This window comes from Helicobacter cetorum (genome assembly GCF_900198405.1).
Classification (GTDB): domain Bacteria; phylum Campylobacterota; class Campylobacteria; order Campylobacterales; family Helicobacteraceae; genus Helicobacter; species Helicobacter cetorum_C.
Genome location: NZ_FZMR01000024.1, coordinates 1 through 26,847, shown reverse-complemented (window position 1 = coordinate 26,847; position 26,847 = coordinate 1). Strand labels below are relative to the sequence as shown.

27 protein-coding genes and 2 tRNA genes are annotated in these 26,847 nt (G+C 35.2%); 21 read left to right on the top strand and 8 right to left on the bottom strand.

Features of this window, described 5'->3' with window-relative positions; all coding sequences use genetic code 11:
* Positions 1 to 141: 141 nt before the first annotated feature.
* The 7 genes from pta to C6H25_RS07315 all read left to right on the top strand — a co-directional run bounded on the left by pta (position 142) and on the right by C6H25_RS07315 (position 7,146).
* On the top strand, positions 142 to 1,698 hold the full coding sequence (gene pta, locus C6H25_RS07345; protein ID WP_104748787.1) for a phosphate acetyltransferase: 1,557 nt from the start codon (positions 142 to 144) through the stop codon (positions 1,696 to 1,698).
* Positions 1,699 to 1,726: 28 nt separating this feature from the next.
* On the top strand, positions 1,727 to 2,932 hold the full coding sequence (locus tag C6H25_RS07340; protein WP_104748786.1) for an acetate kinase: 1,206 nt from the start codon (positions 1,727 to 1,729) through the stop codon (positions 2,930 to 2,932).
* A 105-nt stretch (positions 2,933 to 3,037) separates the two neighbouring features.
* Positions 3,038 to 3,388 (top strand): cupin domain-containing protein, encoded by a 351-nt coding sequence (locus C6H25_RS07335; protein WP_104748785.1) that lies wholly within the window; start codon positions 3,038 to 3,040, stop codon positions 3,386 to 3,388.
* Between the two features lie 89 nt (positions 3,389 to 3,477).
* On the top strand, positions 3,478 to 4,206 hold the full coding sequence (hypB, locus tag C6H25_RS07330) for a hydrogenase nickel incorporation protein HypB (RefSeq protein WP_104748784.1): 729 nt from the start codon (positions 3,478 to 3,480) through the stop codon (positions 4,204 to 4,206).
* Positions 4,206 to 4,445, top strand: coding sequence for a HypC/HybG/HupF family hydrogenase formation chaperone (locus tag C6H25_RS07325; RefSeq protein WP_104748783.1), 240 nt, complete (start codon positions 4,206 to 4,208; stop codon positions 4,443 to 4,445). The genes hypB and C6H25_RS07325 overlap by 1 nt, the downstream gene beginning before the upstream one ends.
* Positions 4,446 to 4,470: 25 nt before the next feature.
* Entirely contained in the window at positions 4,471 to 5,583 is a 1,113-nt protein-coding gene (gene hypD / locus C6H25_RS07320; RefSeq protein ID WP_104748782.1) for a hydrogenase formation protein HypD, read from the top strand.
* 60 nt (positions 5,584 to 5,643) lie between these two features.
* On the top strand, positions 5,644 to 7,146 hold the full coding sequence (locus tag C6H25_RS07315) for a hypothetical protein (RefSeq protein ID WP_104748781.1): 1,503 nt from the start codon (positions 5,644 to 5,646) through the stop codon (positions 7,144 to 7,146).
* A 43-nt stretch (positions 7,147 to 7,189) separates the two neighbouring features.
* On the opposite strand, the gene C6H25_RS07310 is transcribed toward C6H25_RS07315, so the two are convergent.
* Positions 7,190 to 7,711, bottom strand: a complete 522-nt coding sequence (locus tag C6H25_RS07310; protein ID WP_104748780.1) for a hypothetical protein — start codon at positions 7,709 to 7,711, stop codon at positions 7,190 to 7,192.
* A gap of 84 nt (positions 7,712 to 7,795) precedes the next feature.
* On the opposite strand from C6H25_RS07310, the gene C6H25_RS07305 reads away from it, so the two are divergent.
* From C6H25_RS07305 to C6H25_RS07295, 3 genes are all read left to right on the top strand, one after another.
* A tRNA-Gln gene (locus C6H25_RS07305) sits at positions 7,796 to 7,870 on the top strand.
* Positions 7,871 to 7,891: 21 nt separating this feature from the next.
* Positions 7,892 to 7,968 (top strand) — tRNA-Met (locus tag C6H25_RS07300).
* A 134-nt stretch (positions 7,969 to 8,102) separates the two neighbouring features.
* A complete protein-coding gene (locus C6H25_RS07295; RefSeq protein ID WP_104748779.1) occupies positions 8,103 to 9,251 on the top strand; it encodes a YbfB/YjiJ family MFS transporter in 1,149 nt (382 codons plus the stop codon).
* Here the strand turns inward: C6H25_RS07295 and C6H25_RS07290 are convergent.
* From C6H25_RS07290 to C6H25_RS07260, 7 genes are all read right to left on the bottom strand, one after another.
* The gene (locus tag C6H25_RS07290) at positions 9,248 to 10,006 is read right to left on the bottom strand and encodes a TerB family tellurite resistance protein (protein ID WP_104748778.1); all 759 of its coding nucleotides are present in this window, start codon (positions 10,004 to 10,006) and stop codon (positions 9,248 to 9,250) included. The two genes, C6H25_RS07295 and C6H25_RS07290, sit on opposite strands and share 4 nt — an antisense overlap.
* A 10-nt stretch (positions 10,007 to 10,016) precedes the next feature.
* Entirely contained in the window at positions 10,017 to 10,331 is a 315-nt protein-coding gene (locus C6H25_RS07285) for a hypothetical protein (protein WP_104748777.1), read from the bottom strand.
* The gene (locus tag C6H25_RS07280; RefSeq protein ID WP_104748776.1) at positions 10,328 to 11,821 is read right to left on the bottom strand and encodes a DUF5644 domain-containing protein; all 1,494 of its coding nucleotides are present in this window, start codon (positions 11,819 to 11,821) and stop codon (positions 10,328 to 10,330) included. The genes C6H25_RS07285 and C6H25_RS07280 overlap by 4 nt, the downstream gene beginning before the upstream one ends.
* Positions 11,822 to 11,843: 22 nt before the next feature.
* Positions 11,844 to 12,305 carry a hypothetical protein gene (locus C6H25_RS07275; RefSeq protein ID WP_104748775.1) on the bottom strand — a complete coding sequence of 154 codons (462 nt, stop codon included), beginning with the start codon at positions 12,303 to 12,305 and terminating at the stop codon, positions 11,844 to 11,846.
* Complete coding sequence (locus C6H25_RS07270) at positions 12,302 to 14,026, bottom strand: M3 family oligoendopeptidase (protein WP_104748774.1); 1,725 nt, start codon at positions 14,024 to 14,026, stop codon at positions 12,302 to 12,304. The genes C6H25_RS07275 and C6H25_RS07270 overlap by 4 nt, the downstream gene beginning before the upstream one ends.
* A 95-nt stretch (positions 14,027 to 14,121) precedes the next feature.
* Positions 14,122 to 15,369, bottom strand: a complete 1,248-nt coding sequence (locus C6H25_RS07265) for a cation:proton antiporter (RefSeq protein WP_104748773.1) — start codon at positions 15,367 to 15,369, stop codon at positions 14,122 to 14,124.
* Between the two features lie 374 nt (positions 15,370 to 15,743).
* On the bottom strand, positions 15,744 to 16,328 hold the full coding sequence (locus C6H25_RS07260; protein ID WP_104748772.1) for an outer membrane beta-barrel protein: 585 nt from the start codon (positions 16,326 to 16,328) through the stop codon (positions 15,744 to 15,746).
* A 281-nt stretch (positions 16,329 to 16,609) separates the two neighbouring features.
* Here C6H25_RS07260 and C6H25_RS07255 point away from each other — a divergent pair, with 281 nt between their 5' ends.
* The 11 genes from C6H25_RS07255 to C6H25_RS07205 all read left to right on the top strand — a co-directional run bounded on the left by C6H25_RS07255 (position 16,610) and on the right by C6H25_RS07205 (position 26,691).
* Positions 16,610 to 16,885, top strand: a complete 276-nt coding sequence (locus C6H25_RS07255) for a tetratricopeptide repeat protein (protein ID WP_418904556.1) — start codon at positions 16,610 to 16,612, stop codon at positions 16,883 to 16,885.
* On the top strand, positions 16,864 to 17,511 hold the full coding sequence (locus tag C6H25_RS07250; protein WP_233707357.1) for a CiaD-like domain-containing protein: 648 nt from the start codon (positions 16,864 to 16,866) through the stop codon (positions 17,509 to 17,511). Before C6H25_RS07255 ends, C6H25_RS07250 begins: the two co-directional genes overlap by 22 nt.
* A 146-nt stretch (positions 17,512 to 17,657) precedes the next feature.
* Positions 17,658 to 18,335 carry a response regulator transcription factor gene (locus C6H25_RS07245; RefSeq protein WP_104748770.1) on the top strand — a complete coding sequence of 226 codons (678 nt, stop codon included), beginning with the start codon at positions 17,658 to 17,660 and terminating at the stop codon, positions 18,333 to 18,335.
* 41 nt (positions 18,336 to 18,376) lie between these two features.
* Complete coding sequence (arsS, locus tag C6H25_RS07240; protein ID WP_104748769.1) at positions 18,377 to 19,687, top strand: acid-sensing histidine kinase ArsS; 1,311 nt, start codon at positions 18,377 to 18,379, stop codon at positions 19,685 to 19,687.
* Entirely contained in the window at positions 19,688 to 21,088 is a 1,401-nt protein-coding gene (gene purF / locus C6H25_RS07235) for an amidophosphoribosyltransferase (protein ID WP_104748768.1), read from the top strand.
* Positions 21,085 to 22,050, top strand: coding sequence for a TIGR01212 family radical SAM protein (locus C6H25_RS07230; RefSeq protein WP_104748767.1), 966 nt, complete (start codon positions 21,085 to 21,087; stop codon positions 22,048 to 22,050). Before purF ends, C6H25_RS07230 begins: the two co-directional genes overlap by 4 nt.
* A gap of 18 nt (positions 22,051 to 22,068) precedes the next feature.
* Positions 22,069 to 23,040 carry a porphobilinogen synthase gene (hemB, locus tag C6H25_RS07225; RefSeq protein WP_104748766.1) on the top strand — a complete coding sequence of 324 codons (972 nt, stop codon included), beginning with the start codon at positions 22,069 to 22,071 and terminating at the stop codon, positions 23,038 to 23,040.
* Position 23,041: 1 nt separating this feature from the next.
* A complete protein-coding gene (locus C6H25_RS07220) occupies positions 23,042 to 23,764 on the top strand; it encodes a YebC/PmpR family DNA-binding transcriptional regulator (protein ID WP_104748765.1) in 723 nt (240 codons plus the stop codon).
* Positions 23,765 to 23,773: 9 nt separating this feature from the next.
* A complete protein-coding gene (gene neuB / locus C6H25_RS07215; protein WP_104748764.1) occupies positions 23,774 to 24,811 on the top strand; it encodes an N-acetylneuraminate synthase in 1,038 nt (345 codons plus the stop codon).
* 68 nt (positions 24,812 to 24,879) lie between these two features.
* Positions 24,880 to 26,040 (top strand): UDP-N-acetylglucosamine 2-epimerase, encoded by a 1,161-nt coding sequence (gene neuC / locus C6H25_RS07210; RefSeq protein WP_104748763.1) that lies wholly within the window; start codon positions 24,880 to 24,882, stop codon positions 26,038 to 26,040.
* Positions 26,041 to 26,691: a cytidylyltransferase domain-containing protein gene (locus tag C6H25_RS07205; protein ID WP_104748762.1), complete on the top strand. Its 651-nt coding sequence runs from the start codon at positions 26,041 to 26,043 to the stop codon at positions 26,689 to 26,691.
* The last annotated feature ends 156 nt before the right edge of the window (positions 26,692 to 26,847 follow it).

Sequence of the window (26,847 nt, the reverse complement as noted above, 5' to 3'; positions counted from 1 at the left end):
CATTTTATTCTTTATTAGTATTTTGTGATTTAACAGAGGGGATTAAAAAAGGTTGGTTTAAATAAAATCTGCTAAAATAGAAAGTTTTGTAGTTTAGCTATATTTTAATGTTTTAATGGCTTTTAAAGGCTAGGAGTTTTAATGCGAAGTTTATGGATTTATCCAGAGAGTTTAGAGGGGTTAGCTGTTGCTTGTAAGGCGATTGTAAAGGTTTTAGAACCTCGTTATAAAAAGATTGCTTTGTTTTCGCCTATAGATGGAGGGTGTGAGCGTTTAGGAGATTTTGATTTATTGAGTGCTGTTAGTAAGCAAGAGGCGTTGGAGTTGATTAGCACAAATGATGAATCATACTTGCATAAAATCATCTTAAAACGCTATTTGGAGCTTGCAAATACCTATGATTATGTGTTGTGTTTAGGGTATGTGCCAAAGTTTTTTATCAATGCTCTTACTGATTTAAATGTTACGCTTTCTAAGCATTTGAATGCACCTATTGTAGGTGTGGTGCAATCTAGTTCTTGTAATAAACAGGCGTTTGAAAGGCTTGAGGCTATGCGTTATAGCGCTTTAAATAAGGGAGCATCTTTTGAGGCGGGGCTTATGATTAGTGATGAGATTTTAAAAAAAGAGTCTTCTTTTAAGGTTGCAAGAATTTCTGCAAAGGATAGCAGTGAGCTTTCTTTGGAATTTTTAGAAACCCTTCAAAGCTCCATTATAACGCCTTTAGCCTTCCAAACTAGCTTAGAGGCTAGGGCTAAGGCACAGATCAAAAAAGTTGTTTTACCAGAAAGTGAAGATGAGCGTATTTTAAAGGCTACACATTATCTTAATTGTCAAGGGGCTGTAGAATTAATTCTCTTAGGAAATACGCAAAAAATTTATGAACAAGCTAAAAGTTTAGGTTTAGATTTAGGAAAAGTAGAAATTATAGACCCAAGCACTTCTAATTATAAAGAAGAATTTGCTAATAGTTTGTATGAATTAAGAAAATCAAAGGGCATGAGTTTAGAGGAGGCTCAAGAACTAGTCCAAAATAGAACTTATTTTGCAACTATGCTTGTGCATTTAGGTTATGCTGATGCAATGGTTTCTGGAGCGATTCATACCACCGCTGATACTATTAGACCCGCTCTTCAAATCATTAAGACTAAACCTAATGCAAGTTTAGTTTCAAGCGTATTTTTGATGTGTTTAGACACTCAAGTGTTAGTTTTTGGAGATTGTGCGATTAATCCTAATCCTAGTGCTAAAGAATTAGCTGAAATCGCTATCACTTCAGCTCAAACAGCTAAACAATTTGGTATTACACCTAAAGTAGCTATGCTTTCTTATTCTACAGGCACTTCTGGTAAAGGCGAAATGGTGGATAAAATCAAAGAGGCCACACAACTTGCTAAAGAGTTAGACGCTAATGTTGAGGTTGATGGGCCTTTGCAATTTGATGCGTCTGTTGATATGGGTGTAGCACAGAAAAAAATGCCGCATAGCAAAGTAGCCGGTCAAGCAAATGTCTTTATCTTCCCTGATTTAAATGCTGGAAACATCGGCTATAAAGCGGTTCAAAGAAGTGCCAAAGCCATTGCTATAGGTCCGGTTCTACAAGGTTTGAATAAGCCCATTAATGATTTGAGCCGAGGCTGTTTGGTAGAAGATATTGTTAACACCGTTTTAATTAGTGCGATTCAAGCACAAGCTTAATTTATTTTAAAGATTATAGGAGAAATTTATGGAAATTTTAGTGTTAAATTTGGGTAGTTCATCAATCAAGTTTAAATTATTTGATATGAAAAAGAATGAACCTTTAGCGAGTGGTTTGGTAGAGAGAATTGGCGAGAAGATTGGGCAAGTGCGTATTAAAACTCATACGCCTAATAATGAGCAAGATGTAAAAGAACAACATGTAATTGAAGACCATGCGAGTGGGCTTTATATGATACAAGAAAACTTAGTAAAAATGGGTATTGTAAGTAATTTTGATAAAATTGATGCCATAGGGCATCGTGTGGTGCAAGGAGGGGATAAATTTTGTGCACCGGTGCTTATCAATAAAAAAGTTATGCATGAAATTGATGAGCTTTCTATTTTAGCCCCCTTACACAATCCGGTGCATTTAGAGGGTATGAAATTTATTCAAATCGCTCACCCTCATATCCCACAAGTAGCTGTTTTTGACACCGCATTCCATAGCACTATGCCTAGTTTCGCTTACATGTATGCGCTTCCTTATGAGATGTATGAAAAATATAAAATCCGTCGCTATGGTGCACATGGAACCTCTCATCACTATGTAGCCAAAGAGACAGCAAAGCATTTGAATATTCCTTATGAAAAATTTAACGCTATCACTTTGCATTTGGGTAATGGCTCTAGTGCTACTGCCATTAAGGGCGGAAAAAGTGTGGATACTTCTATGGGACTTACTCCATTAGAAGGCTTGATTATGGGGACACGATGTGGGGATATTGACCCAACTGTGGTGGAGTATATCGCACAATGCACTAACAAGAGTTTAAAAGAAGTGATGAAAATGCTTAACTATGAGAGCGGTCTTAAGGGCATTTGTGGAGATAATGACGCACGAAATGTAGAAACTCGTATTCTTGAGGGTGATAAGCAGGCTAAACTCGCATTTGATATGTGTGCCTATAGGATTAAAAAATATATTGGTTCTTATATGGCAATCCTTGGTAGAGTGGATGCGATTATCTTTACGGGGGGTATGGGAGAAAATTATGCTGATTTGCGCGAGAAAGTCTGTGAGGGCTTAGAAACTTATGGTATTAAAATGGATAAGTCTGTTAATAATAATCCCGGTTCAGGGCTTGTGGATTTGAGTGCATCAAGCAGTCAAATTAAAATTTTGCGTGTGCCTACTGATGAAGAACTAGAAATCGCTATTCAAACACAAGAGGTTATAGAAAAACATAAATAAACTTTTAGGCTTTCATTAACCATATTGTAGAGTTTCTTAGATAAAGAAATTAAATATCTTTTTAGGCTTTTAGCTCAAGAAGAAATATATACTTAAGGAACTCCAATGAAAGTTGTAAACTTCTTAGAAACCATTAAAGATTATCAGTTTGAAAAACTTCAAATTGATGTCTTGAGTGAAAACTCTCACAACAAAGAAATTCGTATTATTATGCCTAAAGGCGTTGTTATGGATAAGCACCAAGCTCCCGGAGCCATTAGCGTGCAAGTTTTAGAGGGTAAAATTTGGTTTGAAGTAGAAAATGAAAAATTTGAAATGCTAAAGGGGGCATTAATAAGCCTAGATGCTAAAATCCCTCATAGTTTGGGTGGATTAGAAGATAGTGTGCTAAGACTTAGTTTAAGCAAAAATGATAATGTAGATAGGGTCAAAGGGGTGCATGTTAGCAAAACTTAAACATTTTTTTAAATATTTAAAAGTTGTGTTTAACAAGCAGTAGTTTTAGTGCGTTAGAATAATTTAATTATTTAAAATAAAGGAAAAGCATGAGCGAGCAACGAAAAGAATCTTTACAAAATAACCCTAACTTAAGCAAGAAAGATGTCCAAATTGTTGAAAAAATTTTGAGTAAGAATGACATTAAAGCCGCCGAAATGAAAGAGCGTTATTTAGAAGAGGGGCTTTATGTTTTAAATTTTATGAGTTCACCTGGTAGTGGTAAAACCACTATGTTAGAAAACCTAGCGGATTTTGAAGACTTTAAGTTCTGTGTAGTAGAGGGTGATTTGCAGACTAATAGAGATGCGGATAGATTGCGTAAAAAAGGCGTGAGTGCTCATCAAATCACCACCGGTGAAGCATGCCATTTAGAAGCTGCAATGATTGAAGGGGCGTTTGATTTGTTGAAAAATGAAGGGGCGTTAGAAAAAAGCGACTTTTTAATCATTGAAAATGTCGGAAACTTGGTTTGCCCATCAAGTTATAATCTAGGGGCAGCTATGAATATTGTTCTACTCTCTGTGCCAGAGGGTGATGATAAAGTGTTGAAATACCCTACGATGTTTATGTGTGCGGACGCTGTTATTGTGAGTAAGGCAGATATGATTGAGGTGTTTAATTTTAGGGTGTCTCAAGTAGAAGAAGATATGCAAAAATTAAAGCCTAATGTTCCCATTTTCTTAATGAGTTCCAAAGACCCTAAAAGTTTAGAAAATTTTAAAAATTTCCTTTTAGAAAAAAAGCGTGAAAATTATCAGTCCACGCATTCATTCTAATGTGTTTAGCCATTCCTTCTAAAGTAGTAGCCATTTGTGATAATATGGCTACTTTAGAGACTTTGGGCGTTCAAAGGGAGGCGAGCCTTGATTTGATGGGAGAGCCTGTAAGTGTAGGTGATTATGTGCTACTACATATCGGCTATGTGATGAGTAAAATTGATGAAAAAGAAGCTCTAGAATCCATTAAACTCTATCAAGAAATGATAGAAAAAATGGAAATGGCAGAAAAAACTTAAAATGATGAGAATATAGCATAAAAGCATGAGCATAAACAATCTAATCACTCCTTTTAGAGACAAACAAACTATTTTAGCTCTTGCTAGTGAGATAAAAAAACTTTCTTTAAAACTCCCCAAAAAATTAGTCATTATGGAAGTGTGTGGCGGGCATACGCATTCATTAATGAAATATGGACTTACTGATTTAATGCCTAAAAATTTAGAATTTGTGCATGGTCCAGGGTGTCCTGTATGTGTAATGCCAAAATCACGCATTGATGAGGCTTATGAGCTTGCTCGTATTAAAGAGAGCATTTTACTCACTTTGGGGGATATGATGAAAGTTCCAGGGACTTATGGTAATTTACTTAAAGCAAGAGAAGAGGGGCTAGATGCACGCTTTTTATATTCGCCCATGCAAGCTTTAGAAATCGCTAGAGATAACCCTAATAAAAAAGTCATTTATTTTGCTATCGGTTTTGAAACCACAACGCCTATGAGTGCTAGTGTCTTACTCAATGCTAAAAAAGAAAAATTAAACAACCTTTTTTTTCATATTAACCATGTTTTAGTGCCACCAAGTGTGGGCGCGATTTTAGAAGATAGAGAATGTAAAATTAACGCCCTTTTAGCCCCAAGTCATGTGAGCGTGATTAGCGGGTCTAAGATTTATGCCCCTTTAGTAGAGCGTTTTAAACTACCCATTGTAGTGAGTGGCTTTGAGCCAGCAGATATATTAGAAAGCGTGCTTATGCTAATCAAACAAGCTCTAAAAGAAGAGACCAAATTAGAGACGCAATATAAGCGAGTGGTTAGCTTTGAAGGGAATTTAAAAGCACAAAGTTTAGTCAATGAATGCATGGAAGTAAGAGAAGAGTTTGAATGGCGTGGCTTAGGTAAGATTAAACATTCTGCTTTAAAACTCAAAGAAGAATACGCTTTATATGATGCTGAAGTAGTGTTTAGCCATTATTTAAGCCACAAGAGTCCTAAAGAAAACAAAGCTTGTAAGTGCGGAGAGATTCTAAAAGGCATAGCCAAGCCCTTAGATTGTGCTTTATTTGCTAAGGTTTGTGTCCCACAAAATCCTATCGGAAGTTGTATGGTAAGCTCTGAAGGGGCATGCTCGGCGTATTATCGTTACAAGCGTTCTTAGTTTATAATTCTTAAGAGTATTTTTGTATAATGGGGTATTTTAAGATTTAAAGGGGTTAATATGTCAATACTCAAAGATATATTAAAAGAAATGCCTAAAGGTATTGATCGGTATATTCAAGAATTTAAAAAAGAAAAAGTAGTGTATTTAGGATCAGATGCTATCACTTATTTAAACCGCAATGCTAGAACTCATGAAGAAAAGCAAATTATAGATTTTGTAGGAATACTTTTTACTTTTGAAAATAGCTATGAAGAAACAAATTTTTTAGAAACCAAGACTTTTAAAGAGTTTAGAGATATAAGAAAGGCACTAGATTTCATATGCCATCATAATGACGAGCTGATTAAAAAGGAGCGTGATTTTTTTAGGCGATATAATGATGCTTTTTGTAGGTTTGATTATCCGAATTATAGAATATCTTATGAAATACCAAGCGGTTTGCGTAAAATTATTGACAAACAAAATCAAAAAGCCAAGAAATTCTTAATTAAAATGCAAAAAATACTTGATAGGGATTTAAATAATGTGTTATGTTTGCTAGACAAGCTTAAAGATAACGCTCTTGGCAATTTTATAGGTGGTAGCGTAAAAAGCTATCTTAATGAAAGAGAAATTTTTTTTAAACTCATTAAAGAGTCAAATACGAAAGATGAAGTGGTTGTGTCTTATTTAAAAACTAAAATGCCTAAAGAAACTCTAACAATAAAGACTATAGAAATGCTTTTAAGTTTGCAAAAGCATGAACAACAGACTTTTTTAGGCACCAAGTCTTTAGAAGAAATTGAGAGCATAGCAAGGGTGTTAGAAATAATGGGGTTGTTTTTTTCAAAAAAGAGATGTATCACAAGATTAAGTGAATATAGGAATTTTGGAGTGCTAGGTTATGAAATTAAAGATTTTTTAATTGAGATGTCTAATATTATTTCAAGGATTTCCTATCAAAAATTCCCTTATGCGTGTCATAGTGGTGTTAAGTGGCTTGTAAAAAAATATGGGTGTAATTTTACCCCTATAGGTAGTAGCGTAAAAAGCTATCTTAATGAAAGAGAAACTTTTTTTAAACTTATTAAAGATTCAAATACGAAAGATGAAGTGGTTGTGTCTTATTTAAAAACTAAAATGCCTAAAGAAACTCTAACAATAAAGACTATAGAAATGCTTTTAAATTTGCAAAAGCATGAACAACAGACTTTTTTAGGCACCAAGTCTTTAGAAGAAATTGAGAGCATAGCAAGGGTGTTAGAGAGAGTGGATGCACTCCCTTTAAAACAAGATGTAACATCTGAGGAATGTGGAAGTTGTGTTAGAGATTATAAGAAAGCTAAAAGATTTAAATATGAGATTAAAAGCTTTTTAAATAATGTATTTAATATCATTTCAAGGACTTTTTATCAAAAATTCCCTTATGCGTGTCATAGTAGTGTTAATTGGCTTGCTAAGAATATTGATACTGAAAAAAGTGGCGTAAATTTTACTAAATTTTTTAATGCTTGCAAAGAATGGTTTCTTGATGAAATCTTTCTAAGGAAGCATATTTTTTGGGCACATTCTTTTTTGTAAGCAAAGGTTAAGGATTTTAGAGGCTGTTTGGTTTTACAATCTTTTATGAGTGCTTTTGGTGTTTTTCTAAGGCTTGTTTGAGTTTTAGAAATTGTTCTTTAGTGAAGTCGCTTAAATCTTGTGCTTTAAAATCAACATTAATGGTTATAGGGAGTTTAGTGTTTTTTAAGCGGGTGCTTGGGTTTTTATGGGGTTTTTCTTTGACATTAGCTTGAATATGTGTGAAGTATAGGGGGTAATTCAAATTTTCAAGCGTTTTTTTGGTTTCTAAAAAATGCACTCTCAAGTTTTTTGTGTAGTGGCTTTCTTGTATTTTAAAGGCTTGTAGATAGCTTATATGGTTAAAAAAGATTTTTAAAGTTTTATGCTCAATTTTAGCGTATCTAAAACCTTTGCTTAAATCCTCTAAGGACTCAATAATATAGTTGTGGAGTATTTGGCGTTGCTTGAGCTTTGTTTTTAGATTTTTGAGAGCTGATTTTTCACCAATGCTTTGAAAAAGCTTAAATTCTTGTTGCTTTTTAAGATAGCGTTGATAAATGAGAGGGTCAAATTCCTTTTGCATGAAAGTATTATAACAAGAAAATTTTTAGAATATTGCTTGACTTTTGATTAAAAAATTCTGTATAATGTCAGTCTCAATTCAGTTTGGGGTGTCGCCAAGCGGTAAGGCACCAGGTTTTGGTCCTGGCATTCCGAGGTTCGAATCCTTGCACCCCAGCCATTTTAATTTTTAAACTCTTGTCGCGGAGTAGAGCAGTCCGGTAGCTCGTTGGGCTCATAACCCAAAGGTCAGTGGTTCAAATCCATTCTCCGCAACCAAATCTTTCTTTTTAACTTTAAAAATCTATCTTTCAATTTTATGAGAGCCGAAAAGCTTGATTTTTTAATAATTTGATTCTATTAGATAGACTATACAGAAACGAAATATTAATTTTTTATTGTGTGGTAGTGAGATGAAAGCACGCATTTTTTCTTGTTTTTTAGGCTCTTTTATGGCAAATGGCTTGGCAAGATTTGGCTATGTGGTGATGATTCCTTTTTTAATTTTAGAGGGGCATTTGAGTCAAGCACAAAGTTTTCAATTAGGCATTGCTGTATTGGTAGGGTATATTTTTGGGGGAATGCTTATCAATGTGTTGAGCAGGTTTCTTTCGTTAGAGGGGATTGCAAAAATCAGTTTTTTAGTGATTGCCTTGAGTTTTTTGGCATGTGAATGGAGTCATTTGCCTTTTATATGGCTTTGGATATGGCGGTTTTTAGGGGGAGCGTCTAGCGCGTCGTTAATGATTTTACTAGCGCCTTTATGCTTGCCGTATATGAAAGAAAACTATCGCTCTATTACAGGGGGGTTTATTTTTAGTGGGATTGGGGCTGGGGCTATTTTTAGTGGGTTTGTCTTGCCTCCATTAGCCCTTATGGATTTAAAATGGGCATGGCTTATGCTTGGAGGGGTGGGGGTTGTCGCTTTTTTAGTGAGTTTGGTGGCATTGAAAAATTGGTCGTTAGTAAATGCCACTAAAGAAAATACCCCTTTTAAAGTGCCTTTTCATTTGTGGCTGTTAATCCTTTCTTATGGTTTGAATGCGATTGGGTTTTTGCCACACACGCTTTTTTGGGTGGATTATTTGGTAAGAGGCTTGCATATTGATTCGTATGTGGCAGGCGTGTCTTGGGCTTTCTTTGGTTTTGGGGCGTTTGTTGGCTCGCTGGTGAGCGGGGTTATAGGCTATAAGATTGGGGCAACAAGCGCTAATATTTTAATGATTATTTTAAAGGCTCTCTCTTGTTTTTTGGGTGCTTTTAGCCATGAGATTATATGGCTCAATGTTTCGGTGTTTGTTATGGGGGCTACAACGATTGCCAATGTTAATTTGGGGAATATGATGGTTTTAGAGATTGTTGGGGCTAAACACTTTGCTAGGGCTTGTAGTTTTTTAACCATGAATTTCGCGCTTTTTCAAGCGTTGTTTTCATATATTTTTGCTCTAAGCTTAGAAACAATTGGCTATTTTTGGCTTTTTAATCTCTGTGGGATTTGTTTGGTAGTGAGCGTTATTTTACTATTACCTATCCAAAAAGCACGCCAAGGCATAAAAGCCTAAGCCTTATCTACAAGAGCACAAGCTAGAGCGATTTTTCTTAAAGATACAAATTCTTGCTCATCATAATGCTTGTAGTTAGTAGCTTTATGGTAGTAGGGGGTAATAAGGCTTATTGCTTTTTCTTCTAAGGCTTTCAAGGGACTTTCTTCTTCTAATTCAAGCATGGCTTTTGCCTCTTCTAAATTCATAGTGATTTCAATTTGGCTAAAACGCTCAAAATTATCATAAAGGCGATTAAAATCTTCATTTTCTATTTGCAAGAATGCTGCCACATCCATAACAAGCTCTTTTTCTTTATCATCTAAAGTGCCATCTGCATACGCTAATAAGATAAGAAATTCCACTAATCTTACTTTTTTAGGATACTCCCCATGAGCATGATTAGCAAGCTCTTGGCATAGCTCTTCAAGGTTTTCTTGAGGATTTTTTTCATCAAGTAGTTTTGTCGCAAGGGTTTGTTGCTCTGTATTTAGAGACTGCTTAATCTCATTAATAAAAAGTGTTCTTAAAGAGCTATCAAGCATGTTTTTTTGGGGTTCTAAATGGTTTAAAAGCCTTAGAAAAACACCTGCTTGACTTTGCTTAAAATTCTCAAAAGGGTCGGCTTGTAAAACATAGGGGTCGTTTTTTAAATCGTATTCTAAAGAATGACTTTGTGGTTGGGCTGGCTTTAAGGGGTTTTTTAGATACTCTTTAAGAGTATTGTAGAAATATAACAATGCAACTGCAGCGATAATAAGTAAGATAAGTTCCATAAAAAGTCCTTTATTGGTATTTTTTCATTTGTTCTCTGAGTTCTTTTCTTTTTTTAGTTTCACGCTCTTTTTTGGCTTGCATAAGGCGTATTTGCTCTTCTTTTTGCTTGTTTTGGAGGGCAATTTTTCTTTCATAGTTAGTTTTAAGGCGTTGGATATATTCTTCTCTTCTTTCTGGGGCTTGAAAGCTGATAGGACGGATAAAAAAGATAAAGAGAATCAAAATAAAAATTCCTAATGCGACCGCCTCAGAACCCTCGCCATTGATAGAATACCAAAACCCTCCAATAAAAGAGGCTAGAGCGATTTTAAAAAAAGTTTTCACGCTTGAAGAAACGCTACTTTATGTTGGTGGGAGCTAAGTCCGAGCGTGTCTTGATTTTTTTCTCCCATAGCCATGAGTGCGACTTGGGGTAAAAACAAGCTTGGGGTATTATCATGGTCTCTTTTATACTCTTTTGAGGCCTTAATGCTTAAAGTTTCAAACGCATTAAAGAGTTCTAAAGAATGTGTGATTAAAAAATCCGCCCCTAAATCAATTCCTACATAGCGTAAGTGTGCACATTGTGAAAGAGCACTTGTATAGTTAGTGCTAAAAAGTGGGGCATAATTTTGATTGGATTCTAAAAATGCATGGGTTTTAAGATGAATCTTATTGAAAAAATTATTCTTATGTTTGAGGCGCGAAAAAACAACGCTTGAAAATTCTTTAAAAGAGGCTTTTAAATCCCATGCCAAAAATTCATTAATCCATTCGTTCAAATAGAAAGCTTGTGTGCTTGACTCATAAGTAAGCCCATAGGTTTTAAGCGTTTCATTGATAGAGTTTATCAATTCAGCGTTATTGTCTAAAACTTCTTTGGCATGTAAGATATTTAAATACGCATCTTCTTCGCAAAAAATCAGCGACACATTATTGGCTTTAACAAGAGCAAGATTATAAGCACAAGCCAAAAGGAATTGGCGGGTATTAACAATCTTTCCATAATAACCTCCATCATAGCAAAAAGGAAGTTCTATGACTTTTTGACCCATTTTTTCCAAATAGAGTTGAGAGCTTTTTAAAAGTGCTTTAGCGTCTAGTTGTTTGGAATAGGCGTTAAATAAAGCACAAGTTTTAGGAGACCCTTGAGTGATGCTAGGCTTAGGGTTGAATTGATAGAGACTTAAGAGGTTTTTAGAAAAATCTTGCCAAGGGCTGATTTTTGAATTAGTAAGGATTTCTTGCAGTTCATAAATCTCATGGTCAATATTATCATCTTGTGGATACACATAGGGGGCAACACTCAAAAAGTTCATTACGCCATCTTCGTAATTCGCAATCACTTCTAAGAGTTTGTTTTGTTGGCTAGGATAGCGTTTTAAAAGCCATTTGATATATAAGAAGAAACCATCGCCTAAATATTTGGGGTTATTTTGAGGGTTGATAAAATTAATGCGGATATATTTTTCAAGCTCTTTTTTCTCGCCAACGCTTAAAAAAGACATTTTTTTGAAAAAGGGTTCATACGAGTTTAAAACCGCTTGTTCATCAATGATTAGATCTTTTAAAGCGTAACGCTTAGAGAGTGGCTCTAACACCCATTCTTTACCAAAAAAACTCACTAAATCACTTACAAGCACATCTTTAAAAACAGCGATTTGATTGATTTTTAGCCCAATAGGCTCACTGAAACTCACGCCATCAAGTTGCTTGAGAATATCCAAAAGGCGTTGGTTTTCTTGGTATTCTAAAAAGTAGGACACATAAGCGGGGTTATAGTCTTTTTTGGCCTCAAAACGAAAAACTTTTAAATGCAACTTTAAAATGCTCATGGAATTTGTCCTTTAACTTGAATTATAAGGGGTTGTGCAAATTTTCTAAAATCGCACGATTTTTGGAATTTGAAAAAAGAGCCTCTTTAGAATTAAGCAATTCTTGCTCTTCGTGGTCTATAAACAATCGGTTTGCATCAAAACGGCTGAATAAAGCGACATTATCTGTGCTAGTTCTGTCTTTTACAATAATTTGTATAATGCCTTTAAGATGGACTTGCACAATGCTACTGATATTATCATGCCCAAAACCAGCCTCAAACTGCACGCTCTCTTTATGGATAATCAAGCTTTCTAAAGTGTATCCTGCCAAAACAAAAAGCACAAAATTACCAAACTTTTTATAAATTTCTTCAGGGAGCTTGGGCGAAAAGTGGATTTTATCCTTTTCGCAAAAAAGACTAAAACTCAAGTTATGCTTAGATAAGAATTGTAAATACTCAATACAATTACGATTATTCAAAAGCTCAAACTCTTTTTTCATGCCAATAGCCTCTCAAATTCTTCTAGCAAGTTTCTTACTTCTTGCATGCCAATTTCCCAAAACTCTTTGCTATCAATGTCAAAATCAAACATCAACACCAATTCCCTAGGGCTTTTTGACCCTCCTAAGCTTAAAAATTCAGTGTAAGTTTTGATAAATTTCTTAGAATCACTTCTTTTGTAAAGCCCATAGAGCGCTAAGGTTAAAAGCTGTCCATAGCTATACGCATAGCAATAAAAAGGCGTATGCACAAAATGAGGGATATAACTCCACCATGAGCGGTAATTCTTAGTGAGTTTAACGCTATCTTTAAACATGCGTTCATTTTCTTCAAACCAAATTTTATCTAGCTCTTCTGCATCCACTTCTTCTTCAATATCATGGATTCTTCTTTCAAAATTAGTCATCACCACTTGCCTAAAGAGAGTGGAAAAAATATCTTCTAGTTTGCTTGCAAGCACAAAAACCAATTCTTCTTGCTTGAGATTTTTTTTCAAATGCTCAAATAAAAGCATTTCAGAAAACACAGAGGCAGTTTCTGCGGTTGTTAGAGGGGTTTCTGTGTTTAAAACTCCTTGTTTTTTGGATAGCTCTTGATGCACCATATGTCCAAATTCATGTGCGATAGTAAACATATCACGGCGATTACCGGTATAATTTAATAGCACATAAGGGTGAGCGCTAGGCACAGCACTATGACTGAATGCTCCCCCTTGTTTAAAGGCTCTAGGGTGTGAATCTACCCACCCACTAGCGATAGCTTTAGAGGCGATTTTATAAAAATCAGGCGAAAAGTCTTTAAAAGTGTTGAGAGTTTCTTGCAAAGCCTCAGAGTAGGGAACTTGCACACTTTCTGTGCTTAAAGGGGCGTAGCGGTCATAATCTTTAAGTTTATGACCTAGAAGTTGCGCTTTTTTATGGTAGTAGCGATGCACTAAGGAGAAATTGGCATTTACAATCTCTAGCATGCTATCTACGCTTTCTTGAGAGATTTGATTGTTTAAATGGCGGAAACTTTCCTTTTTTTCATAATTTCTAAGCTTGGTTTCAATATGAAGATTTTTACGCACCATATTAAAAATATAAGTAAGAAGTGGACGAGATTTAGCTAACTCAGCGCTAAAAGCTTTTTGTGATTTCTTGCGTTTTTTGCGATCTGGGCTATACATAAAAGCTAGAATCTCTTCTTCATTTAAAACCTTGCCTTCAAAAGGGATTTTTAAAGAGGATAAATGCTGGTCAAAAAGACGGCTAAACGCATCCACACCTACAGGCGAAAGGGCTAGTGCGATTTTTTCTTCATCTAAATTGAGAGTATGGCGTTTTTTATCTATGAGTTTTTGCAAGAAAAAGGCGTATTGCTTGGATTTCTTCATGTGGGTTTCTTGCTTTTTAGAATCCAAATTAACAAATTCAATTTCATAGAATAAGATATGTTGCTGAATGTCTGTGCAAGCCATTTCGCATTTGGAATAAAATTTTGTTTCTTGGGTGTTGCTTGCAAAAAGCAAGTAAGCATAAGTCATTACCGCAGAAATTTTTTCTAGCAAATTTTCATATTGCTTGAGACTTTCATTAAAGTCATTAGCACTAAGGGTTTTGAGATGACCTTGATAGGTCTTTTCAAAATCTTGCACTTCTTTTTTTAAGCTTTTTAAAAATTCCTCTACCTTGTCTTTGTTCTCAAACAAAGCACTTAAATCCCATTGACTTTCTTTCATAAGACCCTTCTTAATAGTTTGTTTTGAATCATTTTGAGCCATCATTTTAACATAACACACACAATACAAGTAAATATTTAGGAATTTGTGCGTGCTTATTTGTTTTTATTCTTGTCAGAAAAATGCCCATGCAAAACAAAATGGCTTAAAGGCTCTAAATATTTTAGGATAAACGGAGTTACCAACATAGAGAAAACAACCATAAGAATCAAAAACTGATGGATTTCACTCTGTGAGGTATGCAAAATATTTTTTTCATGCAAAAATCCCATAATCCCTTTTTTATCTTGCAAGTTAAAAAGCTGGTGTGTGCCTGAATGCAAGAAAATCACAAAAGAAAATTCCCCAATTTGAGCTAAGGAGAGAGCGGTTTTTATAGCGGTTTTTGCATCTCTAAAAAAGCGTAAAATCCAATACATTACAGCAGTTTTAAAAGTCATCACTAAAATTAAAAGAAAGATGACAGCAAAAAACTTTTCTATAAAAAACTTGAGATTGATTTGCATGCCTATAGTGATGAAAAAAATCGCTAAAAAAAGATTTTTTAGCTGTGAAAATTCTTCTTGCACATTGATTTTATAGCGTGATTTAGAAATAGCCATTCCTGCAATAAACGCTCCTAAAGACATAGAAAACCCAAATAAATGACTTAATCCTGCAGCACTAAATACAATGACTAGAATTGTGCCTATAAAGATTTCTGGTAAATGACTATCTTTAGCAAGCCCTAAAATCCAATTGCCTCCTTTTTTGCCCAATAAAAGCAAAGTGAATAAAATCACGCCTGCAGAAATAGCAGTCTTAATAATCAAAGAGCTAACATGCGAATCATGGCTACCAAGAATGGTTAAAATCAATAGCATAGGAATGGCTGCAATATCTTGAAAAATTAAGATTCCTACCGCACTTTTACCCATAGGGGTATTGAGCTGTTTAGAATCTTCAAAAAATTTCAAAACAATAGCCGTAGAAGAGAGTGAAAAGCCCATGCCTAAAACTAGGGCAAAAACAAAAGAAAGCCCCAAAGCATAATAGCCTAATAAGCAAATTAAAAGAGCGCTCAAAACAACTTGCAAAAGCCCAAAAACAAGCACTTCTTGTTTAATAGATTTGAGTTTGTCAAAGTTAAATTCAATGCCTATCATAAACATTAAAAAAACAATACCAAATTCGCCAATATCTGAAAGAAAATCAAAATCAGTGATTTTAAAAAGGGCGGATAAAATGGTTCCTGTGCAGATATAGCCAATAATAACGGGCATATCTACTTTTTTCAAAAATAGACCAAAGGCTACAGAGAGCCACAAACCAACAATAATAATATAAAGGGTGCTATTTTCCATAAAGAACCTTGTTTTTCAATTCTTAAAAACTAGACCAACTGAATTTTAAAGAACCGATTGAATTTTAGATTTTATTCTTTAAGAAATCAAAAATACAAATACTTTAACAGCTTTTAAAACTATTAAACAAAAAACACTACCATTTCATTAGGTTGCTCAAAAAGAATGTTTTGATTGGCTTTTTGATAGCAAGTAGCTCAAAACTAGCACCACTTCCTAAACAAAAATTCACCATAACCTAGCAACGCATTATAGCTAAACTAGAGTGAATTTTCTACTTCTTTTTAATCGCTTAAACTCTATTTTTGAGATAGTCTCAAAAACCCTTGCCTCAAACTCTTATTTGAGAGTTTGAGAACACTTTATGCATCAACTTAGAAAGTATAGACATAATCCACATACCAAGAATAGTAGCGGATTAATCCATGAGAACCATACATTTTGTCAATTACGCTACCGGTTTGGTTAACCATAGGGAATTTAACGCCCGCTTCAAATGCACTATGGTCTCCAATGCGCATTCTGCCACCTATATTCCATAAGAATTGGAATTGTGTGTGGTTAACATTGTAGGGAAACATCCAACTGTTGCCGGCTAATTGAACGCCACCAAATACACCTAATGCCCATTTATCAAGCGGAATAAGATTGACAATCAAATCGCCACCGCCACCATAAGTTAACAAATTGGTTTTTCTATGCTCATTACCACCACCTGTATTGAACCAATCTAAGAAACCATAAACTCTGGCACCAAACCATTTGTTAGCAAAGCCGGTATAACCCAATTTAAAATTCAAACCATAAAGGTCTGTGCCATGTCTCCAATCAGAATACTTATGGTTGTAAGGACCATAACGCCCTTGCTGATAACCAGCACCCATGAAGAAACCGCTTTTTTCGCCTGCGATTGCTAAACTTGCTGTAAGACTTAGGATACAAGCAATTTTTTTAATCATAATCAATCCTTGTTGTTAAACTCAAATTTGCACTATAATCGGCAATTTCTGCAAAAGTTTAAGATTGTTGCAGAAAATTAGGGCTTATAAAAAGCTTTTAATGGTAACTTCAACAAAGATAGGGTATTGTTATAGGAGTGAAACAAACAAGCATTAGCTAAAACAACCCTAAATTTAGAGCGATTGATTATGCTTAGAAATTGCAGTATTTTAGAGTGATAAGTTTTGCTTGTGGTTATAATTGACATAGAGAAGAGATTTTGGGGTTAGAGACAATTACATTGGCAAGTGTTTATGAGGCTCAGGGCTTTTATAATGAGTCGCTGAGAGTGTGTGAAAAGATTTTAGAAAAAAATCCTAATCATATACAAGCTTTAGAAAATATTAGGCGTTTGCAAGAAAAAATAGCACTTGAAAATAAAGCTGAAATGATTGAAGAAAGTCCAATAAGAAAAAGGAAACTAGACTCTACTTTAGAAAACTACATTTTGAATTTTATTAAAGGCGACAATGTAAGTATAAAAACTTTAGAAAGATGGCTTGTAAAATGGAATTAAAAAATATTATTTCAGAAACTCTCAATGAAATTGAAAAGGTGGCTAAGACCTTGAATGAAGACTTTGATGTTACTAAAACTGCACCCTCTTTTTTCAAAACACCCCGCCTTTTGCAAAATGTGTTAGAAAGCACGCCCTCTACAATCTCTAGCACCACTCCTAAGATAGCTAACAAAAACGCTCTTATAGAGATAAAACAAGAAACAATTCAAGCACAAGAAAAAACGCCCAAAAACCAAGTTAAAGATAACTTGCAAGAAATACCAAATTTTCAAGAGATAGTAGAAAGCACTCTTAAAGATACTCATTTTTTATACGCTAATAAAGAGCAAGATGCGACCAATAAGGATAGCGCAGATACTTTGAGACAAACTAGCCCTAAAAGTCCACAAAAAGAAGGGGTTGAAAAAGCTCAAAAACCGCTTGAGAAAAGGAGCGAATCAAGCACCACAGAAGAGCAAGCTTTTTTAATGCAGTTGCAAGAAAGAACTTTAGTCTTATTTGAAGGAATGCGTGCTTTAGACAAAGGGCAGTCTTTAGAGCGTTTGGACTTAGTGGTGCATTTTTTAGAATATCAGTTGAGTGTAGTTGAAAAACGCTTAAGGCTTTTAAGGCAAAAATCTTAAGGTTTAGCTTATATTTAGTATAAAAATGTTAAAATTTAGCCTTTAGGAGTGCCGTGAAATAAGTGCTATCAAACAAGCGCTTTAGCTTAGTATTCAAAGAGGCATGTTTTTAAAATTAGAATAGAATTAAGGAGCCTAGTTCGGTTATGATAGAAGTTTTGATGATAGAAGATGATATTGAGTTGGCAGAGTTTTTAAGCGAGTTTTTAGCTCAGCATGGCATTCATGTAACCAATTATGATGAGCCTTACACGGGTATTAGTGCGGCTAATACGCAAAATTATGATTTACTCTTGTTGGATTTGACTTTGCCAAATTTAGATGGCTTGGAGGTGTGTAAGCGTATTTCTAAGCAGAAGAACATTCCTATTATTATCTCTTCAGCAAGAAGTGATTTGGAGGATAAAGTCAAGGCATTAGATTATGGTGCTGATGATTATATCCCTAAACCTTATGACCCCAAAGAGTTGTTGGCGCGAATCCATTCATTGCTTAGGCGTTTTAATAAAAAAGAGGAAATCACTCATCATGATGATTTATGTATCTTTAAAGTGGATAAAGATAGCCGAGAAGTCTATATGCGTGATAAGAAGTTAGATTTAACTCGTGCGGAATATGAAATCCTTTCTTTATTGATCAGTAAGAAAGGCTATGTTTTTAGTCGTGAAAGCATTGCTATAGAAAGTGAGAGTATCAATCCTGAGAGTTCTAATAAAAGCATTGATGTGATTATTGGTCGCTTACGCTCTAAAATTGAGAAAGACCCCAAGCACCCCGAGCATATTATCTCTATTAGAGGGATTGGCTACAAACTAGAATATTAAAATCTAGCTTTCTTAATTTTACTAAGGAGCGTAAAAAAATTTTGCGTCTTTCAATCTTTTTAAAAATCATTGTTTTATTTTTTATAACGCTCTTTAGCTTTGGGGCGTTTGCTTACTATTTTTTGCATTCTCAAATGAGCCATGAGAGCTATCAAAATGAGATGCGTCATTATCAGTTTGTTACCACTATCAATCAAATTTTAAACAGCCATTCTAGTTATAGAATGGTAGAAGAGTATCTTTATAAAATTGGTTTTAGAGAGACCACCACAGAAAATTTAGAAAACATCTTGGCTAAAAGGCGTAACCAAATTGTCCATCATGATGAAAATGACCATGCAGAAGTGATTAAATTTAGCGATAAGATTTTTATCCTTTTGAAAAAAAGGGATAATTTTGTCTTGTATAAAGATTTACATGAAGTGTCTTATAGAAATTACTTCTTTGCGGTTGCAGTGGGGTTGTTACTGATTTTATTGTTGTTTTTATTTGTGTTGCAGAGTTTATTGCCTTTAAGAGAGTTGCGTGCGTTGGTGCGTCGCTTTGCACAGGGGGATAAAGATGTGCGTTGCAATAGCAATCAAAGAGATGAAATAGGGGATTTGGCTAACGAGTTTGATAACTGCATTCAAAAAATCAATGCCATGAGAGAATCTCGTATTTTATTCTTGCGTTCTATCATGCATGAATTACGAACGCCTATCACTAAGGGGCAAATCCTTGTAGCTATGCTAGAAGAGGGCGTGCCACAAAAGCGCTTTTTAGCGATTTTTCAGCGCTTAAACATGCTTATTGAGCAATTCGCTCGTATTGAGCAACTTTCTTCTAAAAACTACAAGAGCAATAAAGAAAAGATTTTAATCAGTGATTTAATGGATAAGATTCAAAAAATGCTTTTAATTGATGAGAACAAAACAAGCCCTATCCATTTATCTTCCTCTCATTTTATCATTGAGGCAGATTTTGATTTGTTTGCGATTGTGTTAAAAAACATGCTAGATAATGCGATCAAATATAGTAGTGATGGTCAAGTTTATATGGATTTTGTAGGGCGTGATTTAGTGGTTTCTAATTATGGAGAACCTTTAAAAGAGGATTTTAATAAATATTTACAGCCTTATTTCAAATCGGATAACCCTAGCGAGGCGCATGGCTTTGGGCTTGGTATGTATATCATTAAAAATGCCTTAGATGCTATGGAATTTACTTTGAGTTATCATTATGCTAAGGGGCGTAATTGTTTCACTATCCATGAATGCGCTCTGAATAGTTTTTGCACCCTAGATAGTGAAAGAGAAGTTACCCCCCCCCCCCCAATCAAGCACAGGAAAAACAAGTCTGTTTTGGAGTAGATGAAATTCGTGGGTAAGTTTTTAGATGAACGCTTGTCTTGGAAAGAAAAATGTGCACTTGTGGGCGTGTTTAATGCACCTAATGCAGCGTTTTTAAGCTACTATGCACTTTTTTCTATGCAACATCGTGGACAAGAGGCAAGTGGGATTAGTGTAAGCAATCATAAGCGTTTGCTCACTGCTAAAAATCATGGCTTAGTTACTGAAGTCTTTTCATCTTGTTATTTAAAGCGTTTAGAAGGATTTGCAAGCATTGGGCATAACCGCTATTCTACCGCAGGTAAAGAGTCTAATAATGACGCTCAGCCCTTATTCGCACACGCTAAAGAAGATTTTGCACTCGCACACAATGGGAATCTAACCAACGCTGAGGTTTTAAGAAAAAAGCTTATTGAAGAGGGTATAGCGTTTCAAAGCCATTTAGACACTGAGGTGCTAATCCCTTTAATCACTCAAAGCCAAAAACCCACGATAGAAGAGCGCGTCATTGATGCTTTAAAACAAGTTAAGGGTGCATATGCGCTAGTGCTTTTATTTAAAAACAAGCTTATTGCTATTAGAGATGCGTATGGTCTGCGCCCCTTAAGTTTAGGAAGTTTAGAAAATAAAGATGGCTCAAAGGCGTATATAGTTGCGAGTGAAACTTGTGCGTTTGATTTGATAGGGGCTAAGTATGAGCGAGAAATCAATCCGGGCGAAATGCTTGTTTTTGAACTAGACCAACAACAAGCGCGTTTAACCTCTAAACAAATTTTTGAGCCTAAAAACCGCCCTTGCGTGTTTGAATGGATCTATTTTGCTAGACCAGATAGCTTAGTATTTTCTCAAAACGCCTACATAATGCGCCAAAATTTAGGCAAGCAACTTGCTAAAGAACATAAAATTAAAGCAGATATGATTGTGCCTGTTCCAGATAGTGGTATGCCTTATGCTTTGGGTTATGCTAAAGAAAGTGCGATAGATTTAGAATTTGCTCTTGTGCGTAATAATTACATAGGGCGAACTTTTATTGAGCCTAAAGAAGAAAATAGGGAATTAAAAGTCAAGCTGAAGTTAAATCCTATTAACGCTGTGATTAAAGATAAGGAAATTATTGTAATAGATGATTCTTTAGTGCGTGGGACTACAAGCAAGCAAATTGTTAAAATTTTAAGGAATGCTGGGGCTAAAAAAGTGCATTTTTTAATCGGTTCACCTCCGATTATTGCCCCTTGTTTTTATGGGATAGACACGCCTAATGCACAAGATTTGATTGGTTTTAATCGTTCTATTGAAGAGGTGTGTGCGTATATCCAAGCGGATAGTTTAGGGTTTTTATCTTTAGAGGGGTTGCAAAAGAGTATCCAAGCACCCTTTTGCCAATCATGTTTTGATGGGAAATATTTGAAAGGATTAGAGTGAGAAAAGTTTTAACTATAGGGCGTTATTTTAAATCTATTTATAAAGAAAGAGTGCGTAAAGTTCCTATTTCTTTAGTGGGGTTTACTTGCCCTAATATTGATGGGAGCGTGGCTAAGGGGGGGTGTATTTATTGTAAAAATGAAAGTTTTTCGCCTAATTTAGTGCGTTATAATGATTTAAAAAACGCCCCCTTAAGCATGAATTTTAAAATCAAAGAAAACCCCTTATTGTCTCAACAGCTCGCTCAAATTGAAGAACAATTTTATGATTACGCTAATAAATACCAAGAAAAATACAAGGTAAGAAAATTTTTAATTTATTTTCAATCTTACACAAATACTTACGCCCCTTTAAGCACCCTAAAAGCCTTGTATCAAAAGGCCTTATCTTTTAATGGCGTTATAGGTTTAAGCATCGGCACGCGCACTGATTGCATTGAAGAGGGGCTTTTAGATTATTTAGAAGAATTAGCAAAAGATAAAGAAATTTGGCTTGAATTTGGCGTGCAATCCGTATTTGATGAAACTTTGAAACGCACTAATAGAGGGCATTTGAGTGGGGGCATTAAGGAGTTGTTTCAAAAGGTTAGAAAAAAGGGCATTAAAGTGTGCGCTCATTTGATTTATGGACTTCCTAAAGAAAATGAAGAGATGATGTTACATTCTTTAAAAAGCGTTTTAGAATGGGGGATTGATGGGATTAAAATACACCCTTTATATGTGGTTAAAGATACCGCCTTGCAAGTGATGTATGAAAGAGGGCATTACACGCCCATTAGTTTAGAGAGCTATGCCAATCTCATCGCCAAGTCGCTTAAAATCATTCCCCCTGAAGTGGTAGTTCAAAGAGTAAGTGCGGGCATTTGTGATGAAACTCTCATCGCTCCTCAATGGTGTTTGGATAAAAATGTGCAGATGCGTTATTTAAGGGATTGTTTAAGAGAAGTAAAGATACAATATTAATTTTTTAAAAGGAAAATCATGTTTAAACGATTACGCCGTTTAAGAGCGAATGAAAATCTAAGGGCTTTAGTTAGAGAAACTCAAATCAGCATTGATGATTTTATCGCCCCCTTATTTGTTATAGAGGGAGATAACATTAAAAATGAGATTAGCTCTATGCCCGGCGTTTATCAAATGAGTATAGAGCATGTTTTAAAAGAATGTGAAGAGCTAATTAGTCTAGGTATAAAAGCAGTGTTATTATTTGGTATCCCTAAGCATAAAGACGCCCTAGGTAGCCATGCTTTAAGTGAAAATCACATTGTCGCACAAGCTTCTAGAGAGATTAAAAAACGATTTAAGGATTTAATTATTGTAGCGGATTTATGCTTTTGTGAATACACTGAACATGGGCATTGTGGGATTTTAGAAAACGACCATGTCAATAACGATAAAACGCTAGAGATTTTAAATAAACAAGGGCTTATTTTAGTAGAAAGTGGTGTGGATATTTTAGCTCCAAGTAATATGATGGATGGCAATGTGCTAAGTTTAAGAAAAGCCCTAGATTGTGAGAACCTTTCGCATATACCTATTATGAGCTATTCTACTAAGTTTGCGAGCAGTTATTATGGCCCTTTTAGAGATGTGGCAAACTCCGCTCCAAGTTTTGGAGACAGAAAGAGCTACCAAATGGATTATGCTAATAGTAAAGAAGCCCTTTTAGAAAGCTTAGAAGATGAGAAACAAGGGGCGGATATTTTAATGGTAAAACCAGCCTTAGCGTATTTAGATATTGTTAAAGAAATTAGAGATAACACGCTTTTACCCTTAGCGGTGTATAATGTGAGCGGGGAATATGCCATGTTAAAACTCGCAAAAAAGCATAATCTAATTAACTACGAAAGCGTATTATTAGAAACGATGACTTGCTTTAAAAGAGCGGGTGCAGATATTATTATTAGCTATCATGCTAAAGAAGTAGCCAATTTATTAAAAGAAAGGAATTAAAATGGGACGCGCGTTTGAATATAGAAGAGCGGCTAAAGAAAAACGCTGGGATAAGATGAGTAAGGTTTTTCCTAAACTGGCTAAGGCTATTACTCTAGCGGCAAAAGAAGGGGGGAGTGAGCCTGATACTAACGCAAAACTACGCACAGCGATTTTAAACGCTAAGGCACAAAATATGCCTAAAGACAATATTGATGCCGCCATTAAAAGAGCGACAAGTAAAGAGGGAAATTTATCTGAAATCACTTATGAAGGCAAGGCAAATTTTGGGGTGTTAATTGTTATGGAGTGTATGACAGATAACCCTACTAGAACCATTGCTAATCTTAAAAGCTATTTCAATAAAACTCAAGGAGCAAGTATCGTGCCTAATGGCTCTTTAGAGTTTATGTTTAACAGAAAAAGTGTGTTTGAATGTTTAAAGAGCGAAGTAGAAAATTTAAAATTAAGCCTTGAGGATTTAGAACTTGCTTTGATTGATTATGGCTTAGAAGAATTAGAAGAAATGGAAGATAAAATTATTGTTAGGGGGGATTATAATAGTTTTAAGCTTTTAAACGAAGGGTTTGAAAGCTTGAAATTACCTATTCTAAAAGCAGGCTTACAACGCATTTCTACCACACCGATTGAATTAAGCGATGAACAAATGGAACTCACCGAAAAACTACTAGATAAAATTGAAGATGATGATGATGTAGTAGCACTCTATACGAATATTGAATAGGGGGATTTTATGGACTTTAAGCTAGGTAGTAGAAAAATAGGCACTAACGAGTTGCCCTTGGTAGTGGCAGAAATTGGGATTAATCATAATGGTAGCTTAGAAATTGCCAAACTTATGGTGGATGCGGCTAAAAATGCAGGTATTGAAGTCATAAAACACCAAACACACATCATTGAAGATGAAATGAGTCAAGCCGCTTTAAAAGTAATTCCTGGCAATAGTAAATCTAGCATTTATGAGATTATGAAAAAATGCGCTTTAAGTAAAAGTGATGAAAGGGAGTTAAAAGAATACGCCGAAAAACAAGGGCTAATTTTTCTCTCTACCCCTTTTAGCAGAGCAGCAGCAAATTTCTTAGAAGATTTAGGCGTAGTAGGCTATAAAATTGGCTCTGGTGAAATGAATAATATCCCGCTTTTAAAACATATCGCTAACTTTAAAAAGCCTATGATAATTTCTACTGGAATGCATGATTTAGAAAGCGTAAAAGAGTGCATAAGCCCTATACTAGATAAAGTGCCACTCGCCCTTTTACACACCACTAACCTTTACCCAACGCCCTTTGAACTCGTGCGATTAAATGCTATGTTGGATTTAAAAAATGCCTTTGATGTGCCTGTGGGTTTAAGCGACCATACCTTAAATAACAATGCAGCTAAATGCGCTATAGCGCTAGGGGCTAGTATAGTAGAGCGCCATTTTACAGACACCAAAGATAGAGAAGGCCCTGATATTATTTGCTCTATGGATAAAGAAGAAGCAAAAGATTTAGTCAATAGCGCTAAAGAGATTTTTTTAATGCGTGGTGGGGCTAAGACTAAAATTAAAGAAGAGCAAGTTACAAGGGATTTTGCCTTTGCGACAATGGTTGCTATAAAAGACATTAAAAAGGGCGAAAAAATCACTCAAAATAACGCATGGGTGAAACGACCCGGTGTTAGGGGGATTTTAGCTAAGGATTATGAAAAGACTTTGGGTAGGGTGGCAAAAATGGATATAAAAATAGATACGCATATTTGTGATGATATGCTAGAAGATAAAAAATAGGTTACAAAAATGGTTTTAACAACAACTTTGGGGGGGGGGGGGACTTAGAAAGCCCCACAGCTAAAAACATGAAAAAAATTGTTTTTGTAACTAACAGCCGAGCGGATTATGGGAAACTCAAGCCCTTGATGAGAGCCATTAAGGATTTAAGTCATTCTAAACACCCCTTAAATAATCAAATCACTTATCGGATTTTTGTGTGCGGTATGCACTTGCTAGAAAAATATGGCAACACCTATGTAGAAATTTTAAAAGATGGTTTTGAGCATGTTTTTTTAAGTAAGCCCTATGAAAATGAAATCGCTATGGACTTGGCTCTAGCTAACACTATCATGCAATTTTCATCATTTGTAGCGCAAGAAAAGCCCCACTTAATTATTGTGCATGGAGATAGAATAGAGAGTTTAGCGTGTGCGATTGTAGCGAGTTTCAATAATATTTTATGTGCGCATGTTGAGGGAGGGGAAATTTCAGGCACCCTTGATGAAAGTATCCGCCATAGTATCTCTAAACTCGCACATATCCATTATGTTTGTAATGAAAAAGCGCAAAAAAATTTAGTCCAAATGGGCGAAAAAAGTGAGCATATTTTTAATATCGGCTCTAGCGATATTGATGTGATGTTAGGCGCTTTGCCTAGTTTTGAAGAAACAGAGCGTTATTATTACCAAATAGAGCGTTTTAAAAAGGATTATGCGATTTTAATCTATCATTCGGTAGTGAGCGAAGTAGAGAATTTATCCAAGCATATTTTTGAAGTGTTAGAAGCCATTAAAGCAAGTAAGAAAAATTTTGTAATGATTTATCCTAATAATGATTTAGGCTCAAATATCATTTTAAAAGCTTTAGAGACTTTAAAGGGGCATAAAAATTTTGTTAGTTTTCCTAGTATGCGTTTTGAGTATTTTCTAACGCTTTTAAAAAACGCAGAATTTATTATCGGTAATTCAAGCTGTGGTATTAGAGAGGCTGGGGTTTATGGTGTGCCTTGTATCAATTGTGGCACAAGACAAAACAATAGAAGTCAAGCTAATCATATTATCAATGTTAAAGAAGATAAAGATGAGATTTTATGCGCCATAGACAAGGCTAAGGATTTAAAAAGCGTTTTAGAAAAAAGCTCTCATTTTGGCAAAGGCGATAGCGTTAAGCGGTTTTTAAAGAGTTTGAATTTAGAGTTATTTAATACGCCCACACAAAAAGGCTTTGTGGTAAGAAAGGTAGATTGAATGATTTTAGCTTATATTCCTGCTAGAAGTGGTTCTAAGGGCGTGAAAGATAAGAATATTAAAGAATTTAGAGGCTTACCTTTAATGGCGCATACGATACTTGGTGCGTTACATTCAAAGCTTTTTGATGAGGTTATGGTTAGCACCGATAGCGAGGTCTATAGAGAAATCGCTTTAAGATATGGGGCTAGTGTGCCGTTTTTAAGAAGTAGAGAAAATTCAAGCGATGTTGCCCCTACGATTTTAGGTTTGCTAGAGACTTTAGAAAATTATTCTAAGTCAAACAAGCACTTTAATCATGTGATGGTTTTACAACCCACTTCGCCCTTAAGGGATACTAAAGATATTTTAGGTGCTTGGGAATGTTATACTAAAAATCATTGTCAAAGTCTAGCAAGCGTGCATAAAGTAGAGATTAACCCCTTTTTGTTACGCACTCTTAAAGATAATCAGCTTGTTTCTTTACTAAAGGTTAATAGCACCATTAGGCGTCAAGATATTCCACACTTTTATCAAGTCAATGGGGCGATTTATCTTTCTCAAACAAGTGAGTTAGATGAAAAAACGAGTTTGAATGATAGCTTGATAGGTTATGAAATAGAATTTTCACATGCCCTAGATATAGATAATTTAAAGGATTTTCATGTATAATGTTACCCCCCCCCCCCCCCCCACACCCCCCAACCCCCCTCCCCCATTCACCCCATTACCTCGAATTTATCAAAACAAAAAACTTAATTTTTTTTTTTTTTTTTTTTTTTTTTTGTTGTTATAAACTGTCTTTTTTTTATAGAATTATATTTGTGT

Excerpts from the sequence above, each read along its gene's own strand:
- C6H25_RS07315 (WP_104748781.1), top strand. The coding sequence starts at position 5,644 with ATGTCAATACTCAAAGATATATTAAAAGAAATGCCTAAAGGTATTGAT.
- C6H25_RS07205 (WP_104748762.1), top strand. The coding sequence starts at position 26,041 with ATGATTTTAGCTTATATTCCTGCTAGAAGTGGTTCTAAGGGCGTGAAA.
- neuC (WP_104748763.1), top strand. The coding sequence starts at position 24,880 with ATGAAAAAAATTGTTTTTGTAACTAACAGCCGAGCGGATTATGGGAAA.
- C6H25_RS07245 (WP_104748770.1), top strand. The coding sequence starts at position 17,658 with ATGATAGAAGTTTTGATGATAGAAGATGATATTGAGTTGGCAGAGTTT.
- hypD (WP_104748782.1), top strand. The coding sequence starts at position 4,471 with ATGAGCATAAACAATCTAATCACTCCTTTTAGAGACAAACAAACTATT.
- C6H25_RS07280 (WP_104748776.1), bottom strand. The coding sequence starts at position 11,821 with ATGAGCATTTTAAAGTTGCATTTAAAAGTTTTTCGTTTTGAGGCCAAA.
- C6H25_RS07310 (WP_104748780.1), bottom strand. The coding sequence starts at position 7,711 with ATGCAAAAGGAATTTGACCCTCTCATTTATCAACGCTATCTTAAAAAG.
- neuB (WP_104748764.1), top strand. The coding sequence starts at position 23,774 with ATGGACTTTAAGCTAGGTAGTAGAAAAATAGGCACTAACGAGTTGCCC.
- pta (WP_104748787.1), top strand. The coding sequence starts at position 142 with ATGCGAAGTTTATGGATTTATCCAGAGAGTTTAGAGGGGTTAGCTGTT.
- C6H25_RS07290 (WP_104748778.1), bottom strand. The coding sequence starts at position 10,006 with ATGGAACTTATCTTACTTATTATCGCTGCAGTTGCATTGTTATATTTC.
- C6H25_RS07270 (WP_104748774.1), bottom strand. The coding sequence starts at position 14,026 with ATGAAAGAAAGTCAATGGGATTTAAGTGCTTTGTTTGAGAACAAAGAC.
- C6H25_RS07275 (WP_104748775.1), bottom strand. The coding sequence starts at position 12,305 with ATGAAAAAAGAGTTTGAGCTTTTGAATAATCGTAATTGTATTGAGTAT.
- C6H25_RS07265 (WP_104748773.1), bottom strand. The coding sequence starts at position 15,369 with ATGGAAAATAGCACCCTTTATATTATTATTGTTGGTTTGTGGCTCTCT.
- C6H25_RS07325 (WP_104748783.1), top strand. The coding sequence starts at position 4,206 with ATGTGTTTAGCCATTCCTTCTAAAGTAGTAGCCATTTGTGATAATATG.
- C6H25_RS07335 (WP_104748785.1), top strand. The coding sequence starts at position 3,038 with ATGAAAGTTGTAAACTTCTTAGAAACCATTAAAGATTATCAGTTTGAA.
- purF (WP_104748768.1), top strand. The coding sequence starts at position 19,688 with ATGAAATTCGTGGGTAAGTTTTTAGATGAACGCTTGTCTTGGAAAGAA.
- C6H25_RS07295 (WP_104748779.1), top strand. The coding sequence starts at position 8,103 with ATGAAAGCACGCATTTTTTCTTGTTTTTTAGGCTCTTTTATGGCAAAT.
- C6H25_RS07250 (WP_233707357.1), top strand. The coding sequence starts at position 16,864 with ATGGCTTGTAAAATGGAATTAAAAAATATTATTTCAGAAACTCTCAAT.
- hemB (WP_104748766.1), top strand. The coding sequence starts at position 22,069 with ATGTTTAAACGATTACGCCGTTTAAGAGCGAATGAAAATCTAAGGGCT.
- C6H25_RS07260 (WP_104748772.1), bottom strand. The coding sequence starts at position 16,328 with ATGATTAAAAAAATTGCTTGTATCCTAAGTCTTACAGCAAGTTTAGCA.
- hypB (WP_104748784.1), top strand. The coding sequence starts at position 3,478 with ATGAGCGAGCAACGAAAAGAATCTTTACAAAATAACCCTAACTTAAGC.
- C6H25_RS07340 (WP_104748786.1), top strand. The coding sequence starts at position 1,727 with ATGGAAATTTTAGTGTTAAATTTGGGTAGTTCATCAATCAAGTTTAAA.
- C6H25_RS07220 (WP_104748765.1), top strand. The coding sequence starts at position 23,042 with ATGGGACGCGCGTTTGAATATAGAAGAGCGGCTAAAGAAAAACGCTGG.